We start from the raw sequence: 17,818 nt of genomic DNA, 5'->3' as shown, positions 1-17,818 counted from the left end.
TGCTGCTGCAAATTAGGCACAGCATTTGAATATTTTCATACTATATATTTGGGGGGATAAAATGCCAAGAGTAAAGTATCGGAATGCTGACGTTGACTTGATTGCAAGAATGATGAGGGCGGAAGCTGAAGGTGAAGGTAACCAGGGCATGTTATATGTTGGTAATGTCATTGTTAACCGTGCCGTGGCAGATTGTTTAGACTTTAAAGATGTCAGAACCATTGAAGACGTTATTTATCAGGTGCAGGGAGGAAATTATTCTTTTGAAGCTGTTCAAAAAGGGAATTTGTTTTATTCACCTGCAAGGGAAAATGAAAGAAAATTAGCAAGAAGGGTTTTGGAAAATTGGAGAGTTCATCCAGCAAAATATTCCTTATGGTATTTTAATCCTTATGCGCCATGTCCTTCTACCTGGTACAATCAACCTTTTACAGGTCAATATAAAGACCATTGCTTCTATGAACCGATTGCTGGAACATGCGATAGTGTGTATCTCGGTTAGGCCAGTGATCCAAATAAAACCTAACTAAAATAAGCACTGCTTTTTCCGCAGTGCTTATTTTGGGTCAATCGATATATGTTGTTTTTGGTTTTTGAAATGATTTTTGGATCTTATGATGAACCAAGCTAAAAGAGTACCTACGACTAATAAACCCTCCAACGTAAAAATGTACCATGGATATGGCCCCATTAAGTCGAAAAGACTTGGGGTATCGGGTTTATGACGTAAAAACCAATAGTTGCCGTTATTTCGATCATTTACATACAAAATTATCGGTAAAAGAATATTAATGAAAAGTAGTAGTTTGATGACGGAATGGAATGTCAGCTTATAACCTCTGACCCACATGAAATATAGCGCAACCCAGACAATCACCATATGCGTGTAGAAGAAATGGAAGAATCTAAAGTGGGGAAAGCCATAGGTTAAAGCAGGAGTAAATATCGCTTGTGTTGCGCCAAAAACGGCAATGAAAAATAATAATTCAAAAATTGCTTGTTTCCTCGTCAGCAACAAAAAAATACTTAGAATGAGACCGATATTACATAATTCTAATGGCAATGAGCGGCCAACGATCCAGATCCCGCTATGGATCATCCAAAATTGGTTGGTGACTTCAGAAATTATTAAAGTCATAGCCAATCCTATTTCGTACTTTCTTAATTGTTCTTGATTTATCTTGCTTCGGTAGTGGAAGAGTATGAAAGTAATCGTCACGAAGAGTAATAAGACCACTACATGGCTGATTGAAAACAAGTAAAAAGCCGAAAATTCATTGTTTGGACCAAAAAACACCATTTGACACCTACACTTTCCTTAAAGTATAAGGTGTACAATTTTCGGAGGATTATACAGTTGACGTAATAGATTTTTGTTAGACTAGTATGAATACTGGTGTACTTATAAAAAAAACATAGACAGCCCATTGTTAAAAGAATGGACTGTCTATGCGTAAAAAGGTGTTCTTCAATTACATTGACGCTAATGACTTGGCTGATTCGGATATTTGCTCTGAGCTCGCATAGATTGAGTTCAAGCGTTCCGAAACGTTTAAAATACTATCAGCTAAGGAACCATTTCGTTCTTTTAATTCTTCCATCGCTTTAACAATGGAGGAGAATGAGTGGCCGGAAGCGACAATCTGACTTCGTTCATCATCTGTCAACTGTTGCAAATCCTGTACATTGGATGCGATAGCTGCAGTTTTTGAGTCTGTTTCCGCTAATATGGTTTCAACTTCACTAAGTGATGATTTTGTGTGTTCGGCAAGCTTCCGGACCTCGTCAGCAACAACTGCAAAGCCTTTTCCGTGTTCTCCTGCCCGAGCGGCTTCAATGGAGGCATTCAAAGCAAGTAAGTTTGTCTGGTTCGCAATCTGAGTGACAATTTGAGCAATCGCTGTAATCTGTTCATTCAACTTATGAAGATCTGTTACATTTTGATGGATACTGCCCATCTTTTGTTTCAATTCGTTACTTTTTAACTCGGTTTCATTGAGGCGTTCCAATTCAACCAGTGATTTGCTTGCCATCTCATCCGCAAGAGCAAGATTTTCTTGAGATAATGATTCGACTGTCCCGATAAAATCCTGCATTTTGTTTAAGTCATGGGAAGAGCGGCTGATTATTTCCTCCAAGTTAACAGAACTGTGGCGTAAACGATCCATTAATATGGACTTGCGTTCATTCTCCTCAAGAAGTGCCTCTTCGTTTTTCTCTTCGTATATCGTTAGTACCAACTGCTGTTCGAAGTTAAGCATTTTAGAAAGCGATTTAAGTATTGTCAACTGTTCAGAAGGGTGATAATTTGTTTGTTGGACAATCTCGAAAAAACTGTTCAGCAAATCTTGGAAAGCACTTAAATACCATTTTGGAACGAGACCGATCCTTGCGTGAATGACTGCAATTCGGCGTCTTTTTTCAACGAACGCCTGATCAATTGTTCCATCAAACATTTCCGATATATGACGGGTCAATGTAACGCGTAGCCGTTCTACACTGCTGTGGTCACCTATGATTTCTTGAAGCGTATTTTCCTTCTCCAAGTTCAGGTAGAAGTTTGCTACAATGGTATGGACATTTTGATGGAGCGGTTCTTGCATAGTTTTCAAAATGGCAAGATCTTGTTCAGTTAAGTCAATCATTGAAAGACATGTTGTAATGTCTGCTGGCAAGTCTTTAGAAATGCTGACGAAGGGAAGCTGCTCCTTTGCCGCTTCTGTTAAAGAGTGTTTTGTTTGTTGTTTTCGTTTCGTAAATAAGGTCAATGTCTTAACTCCTTCAGAAAGTTGGTTTATAAATGAAATCTATCAAATTGAATACCCCAGTCCCTCAAGACTGGTCGCAGATGATTCTCCACCTCTTCAATCTCTTTTTTGAAGAATCCCATTACAAAGAAGAGGAAGCAGAAATTGAAATGGATTTCCGGCTAAATGAGTCGGAGAGTAGAATTACTGCTGAAGTGGAACTTTGTGTAGGTGGCAAAATGTATTCAGCCGCAAGTGTGAATGAAACGGTTTTTGCAAGTTCCGAAAAAGAGTGGAACAAAACGAAAAAACGCGTATTCTCTCATGCAATGCTCGAGGTACTTGAAAAAGTGACGGGCATTACACAGTCGTGGGGCATTCTAACTGGGGTCAGGCCCACAAAGCTCTATCATAAATATCGGCGGGAAGGGCTTGAACATGAAGCGATTAAGGAAAGATTATTTTCCGAATATCGAATCTCTGACGAAAAAACCGACCTTATGGGTACAATTGCGGACAGGCAGCTAAAGGCAATCCCAGACTTGGATTCAATCGGAAATGAAGTAAGTGTATATATTGGCATCCCTTTCTGTCCGACAAAATGTGCGTATTGTACGTTCCCTGCGTTTGCGATCCATCGTAAAAACGGTAGGGTGGAATCATTCCTTGATGGTCTGCACGAAGAAATTCGAGTTATGGGGAAATGGATGAAAGAACGGAATTTAACGATTACCTCCGTCTATTACGGTGGGGGGACGCCTACTTCAATAGAGGCGCATGAAATGGATGCTCTGTATCAGACAATGTCTGAATCCTTCCCGAACTTAGAGAAAATCAGGGAAGTGACAGTTGAAGCAGGTCGGCCGGATACAATTACACCAGAGAAATTAGAAGTTCTAAAAAAGTGGAAAATAGACCGGATCAGTGTAAATCCACAGTCCTATACGGATGAAACACTAAAAGCAATTGGGCGTCATCATACGGTCCAAGAAACGATTGATAAGTTCTGGCTTTCCCGTGAAATGGGGATGACCAATATCAATATGGACTTGATCATCGGCTTGCCGAATGAAGGAATCGAAGAATTCAAGCATTCCTTAGATGAAACTCAAAAGATGCAGCCTGAGTCTTTAACGGTTCATACTCTATCATTTAAACGAGCTTCCGAAATGTCACGTAATAAGAAAAAGTATCAGGTAGCTGATCGGGGAACTGCAGAAGCGATGATGGAAATGGCTCGACAATGGACAGAGGAAAATGGATATGTACCTTATTATTTATATCGCCAAAAAAACATATTAGGTAATTTGGAGAACGTGGGTTATTCCAAACCGGAGGAAGAGAGTATTTATAATATCCTCATGATGGAGGAATTGCAGACGATCATTGGAATTGGTTGTGGGGCATCAAGTAAGTTCATTGACCGGAATACCGGGAAAATTGAACAGTTCTACAATCCAAAGGATCCAGCTGCATATATCCTGACCTATGAAGAATCCATCAACAAGAAGATTGAGCATTTAGAGCGAATCTTTCCTCAGCCTATAGTGAAATGAAAAAGGCAGCCAATTGGCTGCCTTTTACTATTATTTAGTTTTCTTTTCATTACTATCTTCTAATTTGAATTCATCAGTAACGTCATCCATGATATCTTTCGTGCCGTTTTTGAATTCTCTCAACGTTTGTCCAACAGCCTTACCTAATTGAGGTAGTTTTGAAGGACCAAAAATGATTAAGGCAAGGACCAAAATAATGATTAACCCGGGTACACCGATACTAGACATATAGAAATTCCTCCTAAAAGTAGTTTTGCGAGGTTAGGATGCTTCTTGCTCCGCTTGTTCTCTCGCTTTCATCCGTTTAAGCGACCATGCTGAAAGTGCAATACTTATCTCAAATAGAAGCAGCAATGGAATAATGATCAGGAAATCTGAAACGAAATCCGGTGGCGTTATAGTAACACCAACGACAACTAACACAAAATAAGCGATTTTTCGCATTTTCCGAAGCCTGTCTGGAGTAACAATTCCAAGTCGTGTTAAGAAAAGAATAACAACTGGAAGTTCAAACACAATCCCTATAGGAATGATCAAATTAAACATAAAGGTAAAATACTGACTCATTCCGTATGTTTCGGTCGCGCCGATTGACTCATTGATATTCGACATGAAGTTTAACATCAATGGGAATATAAGAAAATAGCTGAAGCTGATACCGGCCAAAAACAAGAAAAATGCGAAGGGGATGAACATGGATGCTCCCTTTGATTCTTTTTCAGTTAGGCCAGGTCTGACAAATAGCCATAATTGTTGCATGGCAATGGGTAATGTAATCAGGATAGCTAATAATAGTGCACATTTCAAATAGATCAGTAAACCGTCAGTATATCCAAAAACGTTCCATTCAACATGTTGAGCCGTTGGCTGTGATTTTATGAATGCTAAAGTCTTTGGTGCAAGCCAAAATCCCACTCCTAAAGACAGGACAAACGTCAGGACGATCGTAATGAGACGCTTTCGAAGTTCTGTTAAATGCTCGACAAGCGTGTAATCCTGTTCTTTTTCCATTATTGAAGACCACCTATCATCTCCATGATTCATGTCTAAAGACACGAAGCTTAGTATAATGTAATTTTCCATCTAAGTATACACCCTATAATATAAATGGCAATGAACATGCATTGAAATTTGCGTCAATTCATTGACATTTTTCAACAAAAAATAGGGAATAAAAGGTGTTTTATTGAACGATGTCTATATTAAAAGCTTTCTTAAAACATGGGTGAAACTGATCAGTACATTAGAAAAGAAATCGTGCTTTAACCTGAAAGTTAATTATTGTTTCCATTGGGGAATTTCCTAAATTGTAAAGGAATAAAAGGATTTTTCGAAGTGGTGCCGAATATTTTGTATGAATGACTATTCATTTAAAAGGGGTGGCGAAAAGTGTCATATGAAACAATTACATTAAAAAAAGAAGGTAGACTGGCTAAGCTTAAGCTAAATCGTCCAGCTGCTATGAATTCAATGAATGAAATGATGATGAAGGAATTGGCCGATTGCCTGGAGGATTTGAAAACGGATCAAGAGGTACAAGTATTGATCATACAGGGCGAAGGTAGGGCATTTTCAGCAGGCGGAGATATTAAAGCAATGGTTGATCCAGATAGTCCAATGGATATTGAGGCGGTTATGGTGCATGTATCGCGAATAGCCAAAGCCTTGTATACGCTCCCTCAAGTGACAATTGCCGCTGTCCATGGTGCCGCCGCCGGATTAGGATTCAGTATGGCATTAGGCTGTGATCATATCATTGCCGAAGAAAACAGCAAACTTGCTATGAATTTTATAGGAATCGGGTTAGTTCCGGATGGAGCAGGTCATTTCTTCTTGAAGGAGCGGATTGGGGTGCCATTAGCGAAACAGTTAATCTGGTCCGGGAAAGTCTTGAATGGTCATGATGCCTTAGCAAAAGGACTGATTGATGAAGTAACGGCAGAGGGGAAGGCATCGGACTATGCCAATGCTTTTGCTGAAAGAGTGCTTCAATCGCCAGTGTCAGCCATGTTGGCTTCAAAAAAAATACTGCATTCTCTAAAAGAACATGAACTTGAAAAGGTTTTGGAGATGGAAAGTGAAGCGCAAGCGAATATGCGCAAGTCCGCTGATCACCTTGAAGGAATTCAAGCATTTGTTGAAAAGAGGAAGCCGCAGTTTGCCGGAATGTAAGGGGTAGCCCTATGAAGCATATGCTTTATAGGGCTATTTATAAGGAGGACATTAATGGGATATATTGAGGAAATCCGTGCTGAAGTAGGCAATCGTCCACTCATTTTGGTAGGTGCAACTGTAGCTGTATTAAACAAACAGAACGAGCTTCTTCTTCAGAAAAGAACCGATGGTGTATGGGGGTTGCCTGGAGGATTCATGGAATTGGGGGAATCTGCTCCTGAGACAGCAAGGCGGGAAGTGAAAGAAGAAACCGGTGTGATTATAGGAGAAGTGAAATTGGTTGATGTGTTTTCTGGTAAGGAACATTACACTAAACTTCCCAATGGGGATGAATACTATTCGGTAACCATTGCTTACTTTACTCGCGACATCATTGAAGAATCCATTCATCTTTGTAGCTCTGAAACGATAGATGCTGGATTCTTTCCACTTCATAGCTTGCCTAAAGGGACCAGCCACAAGCTCAAGGAAATGATTCAACGCTTATCTGCGTCCATTTAATAGAAAAAATCTGACGGACCAAGTCTGTCAGATTTTTCGATTACGAATGGAAAAGTAATAGTTTACCGAGTGGTGAAGCAAGGCGGTGAGTTTTTTCTCCCCATTCTTTACTTTCTAAAAACTCTCTTCCTTTTTCTTTCGCTTCGTCGTCGGTTGTGGCTGTAAACGATTCTTCAAATACTAATTCTCCTGATTGTTCATAACCTGTCAGTTTATATGTCCCCATGTAAACACACTCCCTTTACCCTTTATACAATTTTAATTATACAAAAAATTCTTCGAAAAAAATATGTAAAGCCGCCTTGACAATGAAAAGGTGGTAAAGTAAGCTTTACGTAAAGTTTATTTTACGTAAAGCTTATTTGACATTTTGGTGGTGAACGAAGATGGAAAACAAGATTAAAGAAAAACGGTCCGAATTCAATTTTACTCAAGATGAGTTGGCTGAACGCTTGAATGTCTCGAGACAAACCATCATCTCTTTGGAAAAAGGAAAGTATAATCCTTCGATCACCTTGGCTTTTAAAATTGCAAAGCTGTTCAATTGCTCGATTGAGGACGTATTTATCTACAAGGGGGAAGAGTGAAATGGAAGATTTCAATTGGTTAGCAGGGTTAAGCGGATTAGTAACCGGTGTTCTGGTTGCTTCACTCGTGATGTATATCAATTATCGGATTGGGAAAAAGCAGCGCCGTTACGATGAACGATATGAACAAATCCATAATTGGGGAAAAGCGATTGCTTGGAGTGTAACCGTCCTGGCACTTGTCATTGGCTGGGGAGTAATTATTGTGGTGGAAGGTGCAAGTTTAGCCTTCTTTATTCTGAGCGGAATTTATGTCATTAGTATGGTGGCTTATGCGATTGGTGCTGCCTATGCTTCTACCAAGTACTAAAATTCTGAAACAATTCACTTGCAGGCTCGTATAAAGAAGAAAGAGAAAGGGGAATTAGGATGACTTTAAGGCTTGAAAATGTAACGAAGAGGTTCGGTGATTTTACTGCAGTTAAGGATTTGAATATGACAGTAGAAGAAGGCGGAATGTATGGGTTCCTTGGAGCAAATGGTGCAGGAAAGACGACTTCATTCCGAATGATATTAGGTTTGCTTACACCAAATCAGGGCACTATTACGTGGAAGGGGAAACCGATCTCGTACGTTACAAGTCCTGAGATTGGGTACTTGCCGGAAGAACGCGGACTCTACCCGAAGATGAAAGTGGAAGACCAGCTAATCTTTTTAGGACAGCTCAGAGGCATGAAAAAATCTGATGCCAAGGCAGAAGTGAAGAAATGGTTAGAACGGTTCGAGGTTCCGCAAAATCTGCACAAGCGTGTAGAAGAACTTTCTAAAGGAAATCAGCAAAAAATACAAGTTATTGCCGCTGTATTACATAGACCGTCATTGCTTATATTGGATGAACCGTTCAGTGGATTGGATCCAGTAAATGTAGAGATGTTGAAAAGCGCCATTTTAGATATGAAAAATGAGGGAGTTACAATCGTTTTCTCAAGTCATCGTATGGATCATGTTGAAGAACTTTGTGAGGAATTAAGCATCATGCATAAAGGTGAGGCAATCGTTCAGGGATCCTTACGTGATGTAAAGCGTTCATTCGGCAAGAAAAATGTACAAATTAAATCGGATTCGGATTTGTCTACTCTTGCCAATATTAGCGGCATCTCTTCCTACACAAAAACAGTGGAAGGCGGCATATTCCAAATTGCGGATGAAAGCATGGCAGATCAGTTGCTGAATGAAGCGTTAAAAATTGGACCGATTCGTTATTTTGCAATTGAAGAACCGTCACTACAAGAAATCTTCATTGAAAAGGTGGGGAAAGAGTATGCGTGATTTCTGGATTATTTTTAAACAATCTTTCATGACGAAGTTAGGTACTAAGTCTTTCATCATTACAACGGGTGTTATGGTTGCGGCCATCTTTTTAATGGCCAATATGTCATCAATCATTGATACATTTAAAAGTATGGACGGCAACGATAGAGATGATATTGTCTATGTGTCGGACGAAACAGGTTCCCTTTTCGAACCGCTGAAGCAGCAGCTTGCCGTTCAAGAAGCGGACTTCAAGATTGAACAGACGGAAGAATCCAACGATGCTTTGAAGACTAAAGTCAAAGAAGCAAAGATTGATAGCTTCTTAGTGTTAGCGATGAATGAAGAAGGCACAATCAATGCTTCTTACACATCGGAAAGTGCAAGTGAAATGGAAAAGCCGCTTGCCTTCCAAGAAGCGTTACAATCTCTTCAGACCACATTGCAAGCGAGTCAACTACAGTTAACGGCAGAACAGGTTTCTCAATTATTTGCCCCGATTGAATTCGAGCAAAATGCCGTTTCGCCAAACTCCAAAACAGAAGAGGAGTTAAGTACGGCGAGGGGACTCGTATACGTTTTAATCTTTGTGATCTATTTTGCGGTTTTTGCCTATTCCATGATGATCGCAACAGAAGTGGCAACAGAAAAGTCATCCAGGGTTATGGAAATATTAATATCCAGCGTATCACCGGTCAAGCATATGTTTGCAAAGATTGCGGGAATCGGAACACTTGGTTTATTACAGATGGCACTTTTCGGGATTGTCGGGTATATCGCGCTTAAAACTTCTGCAGCTGATATGTCTGAAGGTTTCTTCTCGGTCTTCGGATTTTCTAACGTCAATCCGTCAACCATCGGCTATGCTATTGTTTACTTTCTGTTAGGTTATTTCCTTTATGCAACGCTTGCAGCCTTGCTTGGATCCTTAGTAAGCCGTACAGAGGACGTTCAGCAGTTATTGGCTCCTATGTCGTTCCTTATTATCATTGCAGCCTTCATCGCGTTCTCCGGCTTAGGAAATCCGGAAGCGGCATATGTCACTTACACTTCCTATTTCCCATTCTTCACACCGATGGTCATGTTCCTTCGGGTTGGCATGCTTGACTTGCCTATATGGGAGCCGATCTTGTCGATTATTATTTTGTTAGTCACGATCTTCTTACTCGGCTGGTTCGGTGCGAAAGTGTACAAAGGCGGAGTCCTTATGTATGGACCGTCAAGAAATCTGAAAGACATTAAAAAAGCTGTCCAGCTTGGGAAAGAGTAAAGTTGGCAGGATAAGGCTACACTGAAGACAAAGTCAAGCTATAATATTCGTTAGAGTGTATTCGGAATGTAAAACGAAATCTCTTTGTACTTAAACCTTTGTAGCGCTACTATTGCTTGAAGTGCAGGCGCCGACTCCTGCGGGAATAGCGTGAGACTTGAGACCCCGCAGGCGAAAGGGGGAAGGGATTCTAAGTGCGCCGCATCGTGCGGCAACGCATCCATAACCGACATCCTGTCGGCCCGAGGCTCAAGCCATGCCCCGCGGAAAGCGTGCGCCGGAACGGAAAGCAAGAATATACAGTAAAGTTCTGTATTTCGATTGACTACGGATAAGAAAGCCGCCTGGAGCGATTGCTCCAGTTTCAAGCAGTAGCTCCATCCATTGATGGAGCTTATTTTTTTGCCATTTTTCATTCTCTTAATTGTTTCGCATTGTAATAGCAAGTTGTGGTAAAATAAGAACAAATATTCGCGTGATCGGGGGAATCGCTGATGACATCCATCCGTTTTATACATACGGCTGATCTCCACTTGGACAGCCCTTTTAAAGGTATGACCGAATTGCCTAAAGAACGGTTAAAAGAACTTCGGGACAGTACATTCAACGCATTTGACCGTTTAATCAGTTATGCATTGAAGGAACAACCGGATTTTATCGTGATCGCTGGAGATGTGTATGACGGAGAAGATCGCAGTCTCCGAGCCCAACAAAGATTTCATGACGGGATGGAGAAGTTGAATAAGGCAGGAATCCCTGTATTCCTTTGTCATGGCAACCACGACCACTTAGGTGGCAGGTGGGTACGATTTGATTTACCTCCGAATGTACGGACCTTTGGCAATGAAGTAACGGAGCAACATCTGCAAATTCGGGGGCAGGATGTATTTTTAATCGGCTTTAGCTATCCGGAGCGGCATGTGACAACTTCTATGATTGATACATATCCAATTGCCGAACGAAACGACGCCATCCATATTGGTCTTTTACATGGAAGTATTGCCGGGGACAGTACACATGCAGTATATGCTCCGTTTACGAAAGAGCAGTTGGTCGGGAAACAGTATGACTACTGGGCGCTTGGCCATATTCATAAGAGGCAATTTATTCATCGGGATCCGTATATCGTATATCCTGGTAACCTCCAAAGCCGTCACCGAAATGAACGGGGAATTAAAGGATTCTATGATGTAACATTGGAGAAAGGGTCAACCGATCTGTCATTTATCCCGGCCTCATCCATCGTATTCGATGAAATCCATGTGTCATGCCAAGATATCCATCATGCTAATGAGTTGTTACTAACTTGCAGTCAGGAAATTGAAAAGTTCCGCTCTTTAAATGGGGCAGGCGTCTGTGACTTAGTGTTAACTGAGGTCAGTACAGAAGTTAGTGAGATGCTGAATACTTCTACTATTGATGAATGGCTTCGGCTGATCCGTGAAACCGAAGAGGAACAAGAACCATTTGTTTGGGTGTCATCTATTGAAGTGGATGAACGGGTAATAGCGATGCAGGAAGTAAACGCAGTAACCCATTCGGTGATCAACCTGATGAATGATTGGTCAATGGGGGAATGGAAAGAAGTTGTAAGCGATGTCTACCAGCACACGAAAGGCATCCGATACTTGGAACCATTGAATGAACAGGATTTGGAAGACATTAAAAGGAAAGCTTCTTCAATTCTAATGAAAGAAATGGCTGGAATGGAGTGAGAAGAATGATCATCCGCAAATTGAATATTTTTGGATTTGGCAAACACGAAAATCTGTCCATTGAATTCACGGATGGCATCAATATCTTATATGGTCTTAATGAAGCTGGGAAGACGACCATCCAGCAATTTATTCTTCATATTCTTTTCGGTTTTCCTACGAAGAATCAGCAGCTCCTTAGGTACGAACCAAAATCCGGTATCAAATATGGTGGACAAGTACATATAGATACCAAGTCATACGGAGCAGTGGTTATTGAACGCGTAAAAGGCAAAGCATCGGGCGATGTGACTCTCTACTTTGAAGACGGGACGCGTGGGGGAGAGGAAGAGCTCCAAATGATTTTGCACCAATATGACCGGCAATCGTTTGAATCGATATTCTCTTTCTCGTTACTGCAACTTCAAGGTTTTGAAAAGATGGATGAGATGGAGTTGAGCCGTACTCTTCTGGCATCGGGTACAACGGGTGTGGATACATTAGCTGACCTCGAAAAACGAATGCAGAAGGAAATGGAGAATCTTTTCAAACCCTCAGGCAGAAAACCCGAAATGAACAAAGCGTTTGAGGAACTCCGGGAATTGGAGCGTAATTTAAAGGAAGCACGTCAACAGATGGAGCAATACGCGCCATCCGTCCAACGTTTATCAGAGCTTGAAAGGGAACTTGAAGCGTTGCTGCAAGAGGAAGAGGAACTTCGAAAAGATCAAACCGATTTATCTCTTTTCCGTCAGGCTGCTCCTTTGTTAGAACAACAGAGAGTGGTTCAAATTCAACTAAGTCGATTCCAAGACATCTCTTTTCCGGCAAATGGCATTCGACGAATGGAGTCGCTTGAGAGTAGAATCATCGATATTAAAACAGTGATTCATCAGTTGAAGGAAGAATTGAATAGCAAGCAAGAAGACTTTGATCAATCGGCTATAACAAAGGAACTTGAGAACCTGCAGGATTTACTCACAAGAGAAAGTGAATGGCATCAATGGCGTTCTTCCGAAAAAGAGCTAAACACACTAATAAGAAGACTAAAAGCCGATGAAAATCGACTCCTATCGGAACTCGGACTTTCTGAATCCATACTAATTTCAGATGCAGATCTATCTCTTTCACGAGAAGAAATGTTGCATTCACTTGTAACAGAATATAAACAAGTAGAGGAACGAATCCGTTTCCTGCAACGTCAAGAAGAAGAGAAGGAATCGGAACGAAAAGAGGTTATCTTATCTCTTCAGCGTGTTAATACATTATCCGAAGAAGAAGTGGAAAGTGCAGCTAAATGGCCAAGCATCCAACGAAAACTAAGTGAAGCGAAAGCATATTTAGCGCTATCCAAAGGTACAAGCGAAACCACAGCTAAGCCATACATACTTCTAATGATACTCACTGTGGCAGGAGCACTTTTTGGAGGAATAACTTCGAATTGGCCGGTCGTCTTTATTTCAATCGGAATCCTCATTGTTTCCATAATTCTTTATTCATCATCTAAACAGAAGGGAAAGGATGAGAAAGTAAAGGAAATGGAGTCCCTTGTCCATCGTTATGCCGGCAAAGAAGAGGAACTTGACCGTTTGCATATCAAGTGGGCAAAGTCTACCGATGAGAAAGAGAGAATCTCCTCAGATTTGGAACAAATCCAGCGGAAGTTGACATCTCTCTCGAGTGATCGAATCGAAGCTGAACGGGAACTAACGGTCATAGAGGATGAAATCGGAGCATTTGCTGAGAGGCTTGGACTGGAAAGGACACCTTCGATTTCCTTGCTTCCGGAAATCTTTAAGATGATGAGAGATCTTCAATCGATTCGCTTTGAGTTGATGGAAAGTGAGCAAGAGTTACGTAATAGTAGAGGAAGGATTGAACGCCGTTATGAGGAGTCTTTATCGGTTCTGAATACGGACTTCCTTTTAGAAGAAGAACTATATGGGGCAATCCGAAAACATTATTCCGAGCGGTTAAAGGTGAAAACGAGAATGGATCAGACTGAAGCGGATCATTCTGCTAAACAGGTTTTATTGGAGGAGAAAGAACGCGCTTATTCGGCCCTGTTAGAAGAACAGAACCAGTTAGTAAAAGAAGCAAAAGTTGACTCCGTTGAACAGTTCTATGAAGCTTTCCAAAAACATAAGGAAAAAGAGGACCTCCAACGCGAGGCTATGCAGCTTGACGCCCAAATTAAAGCGATTGGGCTGATTGATGTAGAACTTAAAGCCGGCAGAGAAGAAGTAGTTTCTATGTTTGAAGAGAATGAGGAACGACTTCATGCCATTAAACGGCGGCAAGATCTGCTTCAAGAAGAAAAGGTTCGTTTAAATCATTTAACAACTGTTTTGCTGAATGATGAATCGTATGCTGTTAGACTTCAGGAATTTGAGATGAAGAAGGCGGAAGTAGCTGAAATGGCGAAGAAGTGGTCCGTATATAAGAGTGTCTCTGAGGCGATCAGCCGCATGCTGCGCAATCTGAAAGAGAACAAGTTGCCTGCTGTCTTGAATAGGGCTCAATTTTACTTTGGAAGACTAACAGAAAACAAGTACACGTCCATGGAAGTCAATGACAAAGGATTGTTTGAGGCTGTTTCCACTGACGGTATGAGATACTCGATTGCAGAACTAAGTCAGGCGACAAAGGAACAGGCATATATTTCACTTCGTTTTGCTTTAGCGGAATCACTCCAAAGCAGCGCACCATTTCCAATCATTATGGATGATCCATTTGTCCATTTCGATCGCGGAAGACTTCACCAAATGGTAAAATTGATGTCGGAAATGCAGCATCATCAGTTCCTATATTTCACCTGCCATGATGACATGACAAAGGTTTGGGAAGATGCGACGGTAATCATAGTGAATCGTGAGAAAGGGGCCATTTCCATATGAAGGGAATTACACAAATCTCGGTCGGAGAACCGGTCGATCAGTTTCTACTAATCAAACAATCTACAAAGGCGTTCACAACGACAGGCAGTCCGTTCATGACGCTAATCTTGCAGGACAAAAGCGGGGATATTGAAGCGAAACTCTGGGATACGAACGATGAACATGAAAAGCTGTATCCGCCAGAGGCAATCGTGAAAGTTGGAGGAGAAATCCAAAATTACCGCGGCAAAAACCAGTTACGCATTAAGAGCATCCGTCCGGCAAAAGAGGATGAAAATGTCTCGATTTCTGATTTGCTTCCATCAGCCGAGAAAAGCAAAGAAGAACTATATGAAGAGTTAACACAATACTTCTTTGAAATGAAAAATCCGAAAATCCAGCGCATAACGCGACACCTTTTGAAAGTGCATCAGCCTCAAATTATGACGTTTCCTGCCGCTACTAAAAATCATCATGATTACGTATCCGGCCTATTGGATCACGTCGTCTCGATGCTGAAATTGGGTAAAGCCCTCTGTGAACTCTATCCGACTTTAAACAAGGATCTGTTATACGCTGGAATCATCCTTCACGACATCGGAAAAGTGGTGGAACTTTCAGGACCAGTAGCGACTACGTATACACTCGAAGGAAACTTATTAGGCCATATCACCATCATGGTGAATGAAATTGCTAAAACAGCCGATGAATTGCAAATCGATGGGGAGGAAGTACTTCTTCTGCAACATATGGTCTTAAGCCATCATGGCAAAGAAGAGTGGGGAAGTCCGAAACGGCCGATGCTGCGAGAAGCGGAAATCTTACATTATATTGATAACATTGATGCGAAGATGAATATGCTGAATCGGGCATTGGGCAAAACACAGCCTGGCGAATTCACAGAGCGGCTATTCCCATTGGAGAACCGTTCCTTCTATAAGCCTACATTTGAGTGATGAATAAAATGAGAATAGTAGTTTGAAAAGGGAAGCCAATGTGCTTCCCTTTTTGAATGGCATCGTTGCTTCTAAGATGATTGGGGGATGATAATACTGGAAAAGAGAAGGTTAATGTTGAAAATGAGAAAGTTAATGCTGATTAAAATGACGAACATGCCCCAGATGGACCCGTACTGATGAGCTAAATCGATGAAGCACCAAAAAAAGACGACCCTGTTTACAGGATCGTCTTTTAACATGCATTAAGCTTGCGCATTCATGATGGAATCCAAAGCGTCTTTCAAATCTTTGTCTTCAATCTTTACATCTGCATCTTCAATCATTTTTCTTACTTTTTCTAAGAATGCAGTTTGGTCAGCTTTTTTATAAGCTAATTCTTTACGGATTTCTTCCTTGTCTTTTTCGAAGTCCAATTCTGATTCCACATCCCGGATATCAGTTACTTGAATGATATGGTAACCGTATTGAGATTTTACAGGTTCACTGATTTCATTCTTCTCGAGTGAAAATGCTGTATCGATGAATTCAGGTACCATTTGGGCATCGACGCCAAACCAGTCAACTGACCCGCCGTTTTCAGCAGAACCTGGATCAGTGGAGTACTCTTTTGCCAAATCAGCGAAGTCTCCGCCACTGTTAAGCTTGTCCTTCACTTCTTTTGCAGTTGCTTCGTCTTCAACTAAGATGTGGCGTGCATTTACTTCTTTTTTGGAGTTTTCAATGTACGTCTTCACTTCTTCGTCTGTTACTTCTACATCTTCAAGCAAAGCCTTTTCTTGAAGAGTATTCATCCTGATTGTGTTTTTCAAGCTCTTCTCTGTATGGCCTTGGCTTGCTAAGTATTGTTCAAAGCTTTCGCCGTATTGTTCTTTCATTTTATTGAATTGCTCATCAACTTCTTTATCTGTTACTTCATATTTAGAAGCAAGGACATCTTCAATGATCAACATTTGTAGTGCTTGTTTACCAACAGAAGATTTCATTTCCTGATAAAGTTCGTCTTTTGTAATATCGCCGGCTTTAGATTTAACTACAACGTCATCTGAGCCATTTCCGCTGCACGCGGAGAGGGCAAGGACGGAAGCAGCAAGTGTAAAAGCTAATACTGATTTTTTCATGCATGTCTCTCCTAACTATTATTTGACAGTTGTTACTATACCATAAACGAATTAAAAACAAAATGGTTCCCCGTCCATTTGCCTACAAAGCCTTTTTGTTTGTGCATAGGATAAAAAAGAGAGAGGGGGTGTCAGTAATGAGCGGAGGATACGGTGGTTACGCAAGTGGTTTTGCGTTGATTGTTGTTTTGTTCATTCTACTCATCATTGTTGGCGCAGCTTACTTGTACTAAAATAGAAAGTCCATTCGCCCGAAGGGGCGAATGGACTTTTATACTGTATATAGAACCTCTATAAAAAACGATATGAGTAAAATCGTAATGAGTACGTTGATTGTACGGAAAATTTTAGGTTGCTTCTCTTCGGGGATTTCCCTGGAAAGGCATAGTGCGTACGTCATCCGATTTATTTGAAACAGATAAAGTATTGAAAAAATTACCACAACCGTGATGATCAAAGTTGTTCCTCCCCTCATGGCTCCTCACAAGCATATCAAAAGTCGGAGAAAAAGAGAATCCCTTTTTTACTCAGATGGAGGAATCAAGATTTCATAGCCATGTGCCGTTTCCTCTACTAAACTCGTTTTCGGGGAACGCACTAAATGCTTTACATAGATTAAATCAATTAGGCAAAGCCCGCAATGGAAAGCGAGCAGGATGCTGAAATAATGTGCAAAGGCAGGCAATATATAAGCTCCAGCCAAAAGTGCCGTATTCAGCACGACAAACGGCATTAGAAGCGATAAAACAAAATTGAATTTCGGTACAGGTTCTCTCACGAATAGGGAAAGAACAGGAACGTAGATAAATAGCTTCTTCACAGAAAAATCCACGTGTTCACGATAGCGGATTAAAGGAATGAAATGAAGCGATTTATGGATTGGATAAATCAAAAAGAATACAGCAGTAAATAATGGAAACAGGCGGTCTGAATAAGGAACCGCATCAACCATTCCCATAATGATATGAAAAACTGTAAAAACAGTTAAAAAAGCAATGGACGATAAAAGAAAGATCCGCTCAAAGCCGTATTGTTTTTTGACGTTGATTGTCTTCCAACAGTTCATGATTGTATGCAGCTCCTA

At 40.9% G+C, this 17,818-nt stretch carries 19 protein-coding genes; 12 read left to right on the top strand and 7 right to left on the bottom strand.

What is annotated here, in order from left to right; translation table 11 throughout:
• The first annotated feature begins 97 nt into the window (after window positions 1-97).
• A complete protein-coding gene (locus ACFOZY_RS14145) occupies window positions 98-502 on the top strand; it encodes a cell wall hydrolase (protein ID WP_378156638.1) in 405 nt (134 codons plus the stop codon).
• A gap of 54 nt (window positions 503-556) precedes the next feature.
• Here ACFOZY_RS14145 and ACFOZY_RS14140 read toward each other — a convergent pair whose 3' ends face one another.
• Window positions 557-1,300: a YwaF family protein gene (locus ACFOZY_RS14140; protein WP_378156636.1), complete on the bottom strand. Its 744-nt coding sequence runs from the start codon at window positions 1,298-1,300 to the stop codon at window positions 557-559.
• Window positions 1,301-1,472: 172 nt separating this feature from the next.
• Entirely contained in the window at window positions 1,473-2,768 is a 1,296-nt protein-coding gene (locus ACFOZY_RS14135; RefSeq protein ID WP_378156633.1) for a protoglobin domain-containing protein, read from the bottom strand.
• 32 nt (window positions 2,769-2,800) lie between these two features.
• Here ACFOZY_RS14135 and ACFOZY_RS14130 point away from each other — a divergent pair, with 32 nt between their 5' ends.
• Window positions 2,801-4,303 (top strand): coproporphyrinogen III oxidase, encoded by a 1,503-nt coding sequence (locus ACFOZY_RS14130; protein WP_378156631.1) that lies wholly within the window; start codon window positions 2,801-2,803, stop codon window positions 4,301-4,303.
• Window positions 4,304-4,333: 30 nt separating this feature from the next.
• Here the strand turns inward: ACFOZY_RS14130 and tatA are convergent, their stop codons facing one another.
• Window positions 4,334-4,531, bottom strand: a complete 198-nt coding sequence (gene tatA / locus ACFOZY_RS14125; RefSeq protein ID WP_378156629.1) for a twin-arginine translocase TatA/TatE family subunit — start codon at window positions 4,529-4,531, stop codon at window positions 4,334-4,336.
• Window positions 4,532-4,564: 33 nt separating this feature from the next.
• The gene (gene tatC, locus ACFOZY_RS14120) at window positions 4,565-5,314 is read right to left on the bottom strand and encodes a twin-arginine translocase subunit TatC (RefSeq protein ID WP_378156627.1); all 750 of its coding nucleotides are present in this window, start codon (window positions 5,312-5,314) and stop codon (window positions 4,565-4,567) included.
• 378 nt (window positions 5,315-5,692) lie between these two features.
• Here tatC and ACFOZY_RS14115 point away from each other — a divergent pair, with 378 nt between their 5' ends.
• Together ACFOZY_RS14115 and ACFOZY_RS14110 are read left to right on the top strand one after the other, a co-directional pair.
• Window positions 5,693-6,475, top strand: coding sequence for an enoyl-CoA hydratase (locus ACFOZY_RS14115; RefSeq protein ID WP_378156625.1), 783 nt, complete (start codon window positions 5,693-5,695; stop codon window positions 6,473-6,475).
• Window positions 6,476-6,529: 54 nt separating this feature from the next.
• Window positions 6,530-6,979, top strand: a complete 450-nt coding sequence (locus ACFOZY_RS14110; RefSeq protein ID WP_378156623.1) for an NUDIX hydrolase — start codon at window positions 6,530-6,532, stop codon at window positions 6,977-6,979.
• A gap of 40 nt (window positions 6,980-7,019) precedes the next feature.
• Here the strand turns inward: ACFOZY_RS14110 and ACFOZY_RS14105 are convergent, their stop codons facing one another.
• Window positions 7,020-7,205, bottom strand: coding sequence for a YhzD family protein (locus tag ACFOZY_RS14105; protein WP_378156621.1), 186 nt, complete (start codon window positions 7,203-7,205; stop codon window positions 7,020-7,022).
• Between the two features lie 160 nt (window positions 7,206-7,365).
• Here ACFOZY_RS14105 and ACFOZY_RS14100 point away from each other — a divergent pair, with 160 nt between their 5' ends.
• From ACFOZY_RS14100 to yhaM, 7 genes are all read left to right on the top strand, one after another.
• Window positions 7,366-7,566, top strand: a complete 201-nt coding sequence (locus tag ACFOZY_RS14100) for a helix-turn-helix transcriptional regulator (protein ID WP_378156618.1) — start codon at window positions 7,366-7,368, stop codon at window positions 7,564-7,566.
• Between the two features lies 1 nt (window position 7,567).
• A complete protein-coding gene (locus ACFOZY_RS14095; RefSeq protein ID WP_378156616.1) occupies window positions 7,568-7,876 on the top strand; it encodes a DUF2178 domain-containing protein in 309 nt (102 codons plus the stop codon).
• Window positions 7,877-7,935: 59 nt separating this feature from the next.
• Window positions 7,936-8,835 (top strand): ABC transporter ATP-binding protein, encoded by a 900-nt coding sequence (locus tag ACFOZY_RS14090; RefSeq protein ID WP_378156614.1) that lies wholly within the window; start codon window positions 7,936-7,938, stop codon window positions 8,833-8,835.
• A complete protein-coding gene (locus tag ACFOZY_RS14085) occupies window positions 8,828-10,087 on the top strand; it encodes an ABC transporter permease (protein WP_378156612.1) in 1,260 nt (419 codons plus the stop codon). Before ACFOZY_RS14090 ends, ACFOZY_RS14085 begins: the two co-directional genes overlap by 8 nt.
• A 494-nt stretch (window positions 10,088-10,581) precedes the next feature.
• Window positions 10,582-11,802, top strand: a complete 1,221-nt coding sequence (locus tag ACFOZY_RS14080) for a metallophosphoesterase family protein (protein WP_378156610.1) — start codon at window positions 10,582-10,584, stop codon at window positions 11,800-11,802.
• A 5-nt stretch (window positions 11,803-11,807) separates the two neighbouring features.
• The gene (locus ACFOZY_RS14075) at window positions 11,808-14,678 is read left to right on the top strand and encodes an ATP-binding protein (protein ID WP_378156608.1); all 2,871 of its coding nucleotides are present in this window, start codon (window positions 11,808-11,810) and stop codon (window positions 14,676-14,678) included.
• On the top strand, window positions 14,675-15,613 hold the full coding sequence (gene yhaM, locus ACFOZY_RS14070; protein WP_378156606.1) for a 3'-5' exoribonuclease YhaM: 939 nt from the start codon (window positions 14,675-14,677) through the stop codon (window positions 15,611-15,613). The genes ACFOZY_RS14075 and yhaM overlap by 4 nt, the downstream gene beginning before the upstream one ends.
• Before the next feature lie 245 nt (window positions 15,614-15,858).
• Here the strand turns inward: yhaM and ACFOZY_RS14065 are convergent, their stop codons facing one another.
• Complete coding sequence (locus tag ACFOZY_RS14065; RefSeq protein WP_378156604.1) at window positions 15,859-16,734, bottom strand: peptidylprolyl isomerase; 876 nt, start codon at window positions 16,732-16,734, stop codon at window positions 15,859-15,861.
• 137 nt (window positions 16,735-16,871) lie between these two features.
• On the opposite strand from ACFOZY_RS14065, the gene ACFOZY_RS14060 reads away from it, so the two are divergent.
• Window positions 16,872-16,967, top strand: a complete 96-nt coding sequence (locus ACFOZY_RS14060) for a YjcZ family sporulation protein (RefSeq protein ID WP_378156601.1) — start codon at window positions 16,872-16,874, stop codon at window positions 16,965-16,967.
• A gap of 290 nt (window positions 16,968-17,257) precedes the next feature.
• Here ACFOZY_RS14060 and ACFOZY_RS14055 read toward each other — a convergent pair whose 3' ends face one another.
• Window positions 17,258-17,800: a DUF3267 domain-containing protein gene (locus tag ACFOZY_RS14055; protein ID WP_378156599.1), complete on the bottom strand. Its 543-nt coding sequence runs from the start codon at window positions 17,798-17,800 to the stop codon at window positions 17,258-17,260.
• Window positions 17,801-17,818: the final 18 nt, after the last annotated feature.

The organism is Chungangia koreensis, assembly GCF_042651785.1.
In the GTDB taxonomy this organism is placed as follows: Bacteria; Bacillota; Bacilli; order Bacillales_A; family Planococcaceae; genus Chungangia; species Chungangia koreensis.
Note: the sequence above shows the minus strand (reverse complement) of the source record. Positions and strands in the feature narration are given on the sequence as shown.

Coding starts and splice junctions, on each gene's coding strand:
- ACFOZY_RS14110 (WP_378156623.1), top strand. CDS start 6,530: ATGGGATATATTGAGGAAATCCGTGCTGAAGTAGGCAATCGTCCACTC.
- ACFOZY_RS14075 (WP_378156608.1), top strand. CDS start 11,808: ATGATCATCCGCAAATTGAATATTTTTGGATTTGGCAAACACGAAAAT.
- ACFOZY_RS14140 (WP_378156636.1), bottom strand. CDS start 1,300: ATGGTGTTTTTTGGTCCAAACAATGAATTTTCGGCTTTTTACTTGTTT.
- ACFOZY_RS14105 (WP_378156621.1), bottom strand. CDS start 7,205: ATGGGGACATATAAACTGACAGGTTATGAACAATCAGGAGAATTAGTA.
- tatC (WP_378156627.1), bottom strand. CDS start 5,314: ATGGAAAAAGAACAGGATTACACGCTTGTCGAGCATTTAACAGAACTT.
- ACFOZY_RS14090 (WP_378156614.1), top strand. CDS start 7,936: ATGACTTTAAGGCTTGAAAATGTAACGAAGAGGTTCGGTGATTTTACT.
- ACFOZY_RS14055 (WP_378156599.1), bottom strand. CDS start 17,800: ATGAACTGTTGGAAGACAATCAACGTCAAAAAACAATACGGCTTTGAG.
- ACFOZY_RS14095 (WP_378156616.1), top strand. CDS start 7,568: ATGGAAGATTTCAATTGGTTAGCAGGGTTAAGCGGATTAGTAACCGGT.
- ACFOZY_RS14080 (WP_378156610.1), top strand. CDS start 10,582: ATGACATCCATCCGTTTTATACATACGGCTGATCTCCACTTGGACAGC.
- ACFOZY_RS14100 (WP_378156618.1), top strand. CDS start 7,366: ATGGAAAACAAGATTAAAGAAAAACGGTCCGAATTCAATTTTACTCAA.
- yhaM (WP_378156606.1), top strand. CDS start 14,675: ATGAAGGGAATTACACAAATCTCGGTCGGAGAACCGGTCGATCAGTTT.
- tatA (WP_378156629.1), bottom strand. CDS start 4,531: ATGTCTAGTATCGGTGTACCCGGGTTAATCATTATTTTGGTCCTTGCC.
- ACFOZY_RS14130 (WP_378156631.1), top strand. CDS start 2,801: ATGAAATCTATCAAATTGAATACCCCAGTCCCTCAAGACTGGTCGCAG.
- ACFOZY_RS14085 (WP_378156612.1), top strand. CDS start 8,828: ATGCGTGATTTCTGGATTATTTTTAAACAATCTTTCATGACGAAGTTA.
- ACFOZY_RS14060 (WP_378156601.1), top strand. CDS start 16,872: ATGAGCGGAGGATACGGTGGTTACGCAAGTGGTTTTGCGTTGATTGTT.
- ACFOZY_RS14065 (WP_378156604.1), bottom strand. CDS start 16,734: ATGAAAAAATCAGTATTAGCTTTTACACTTGCTGCTTCCGTCCTTGCC.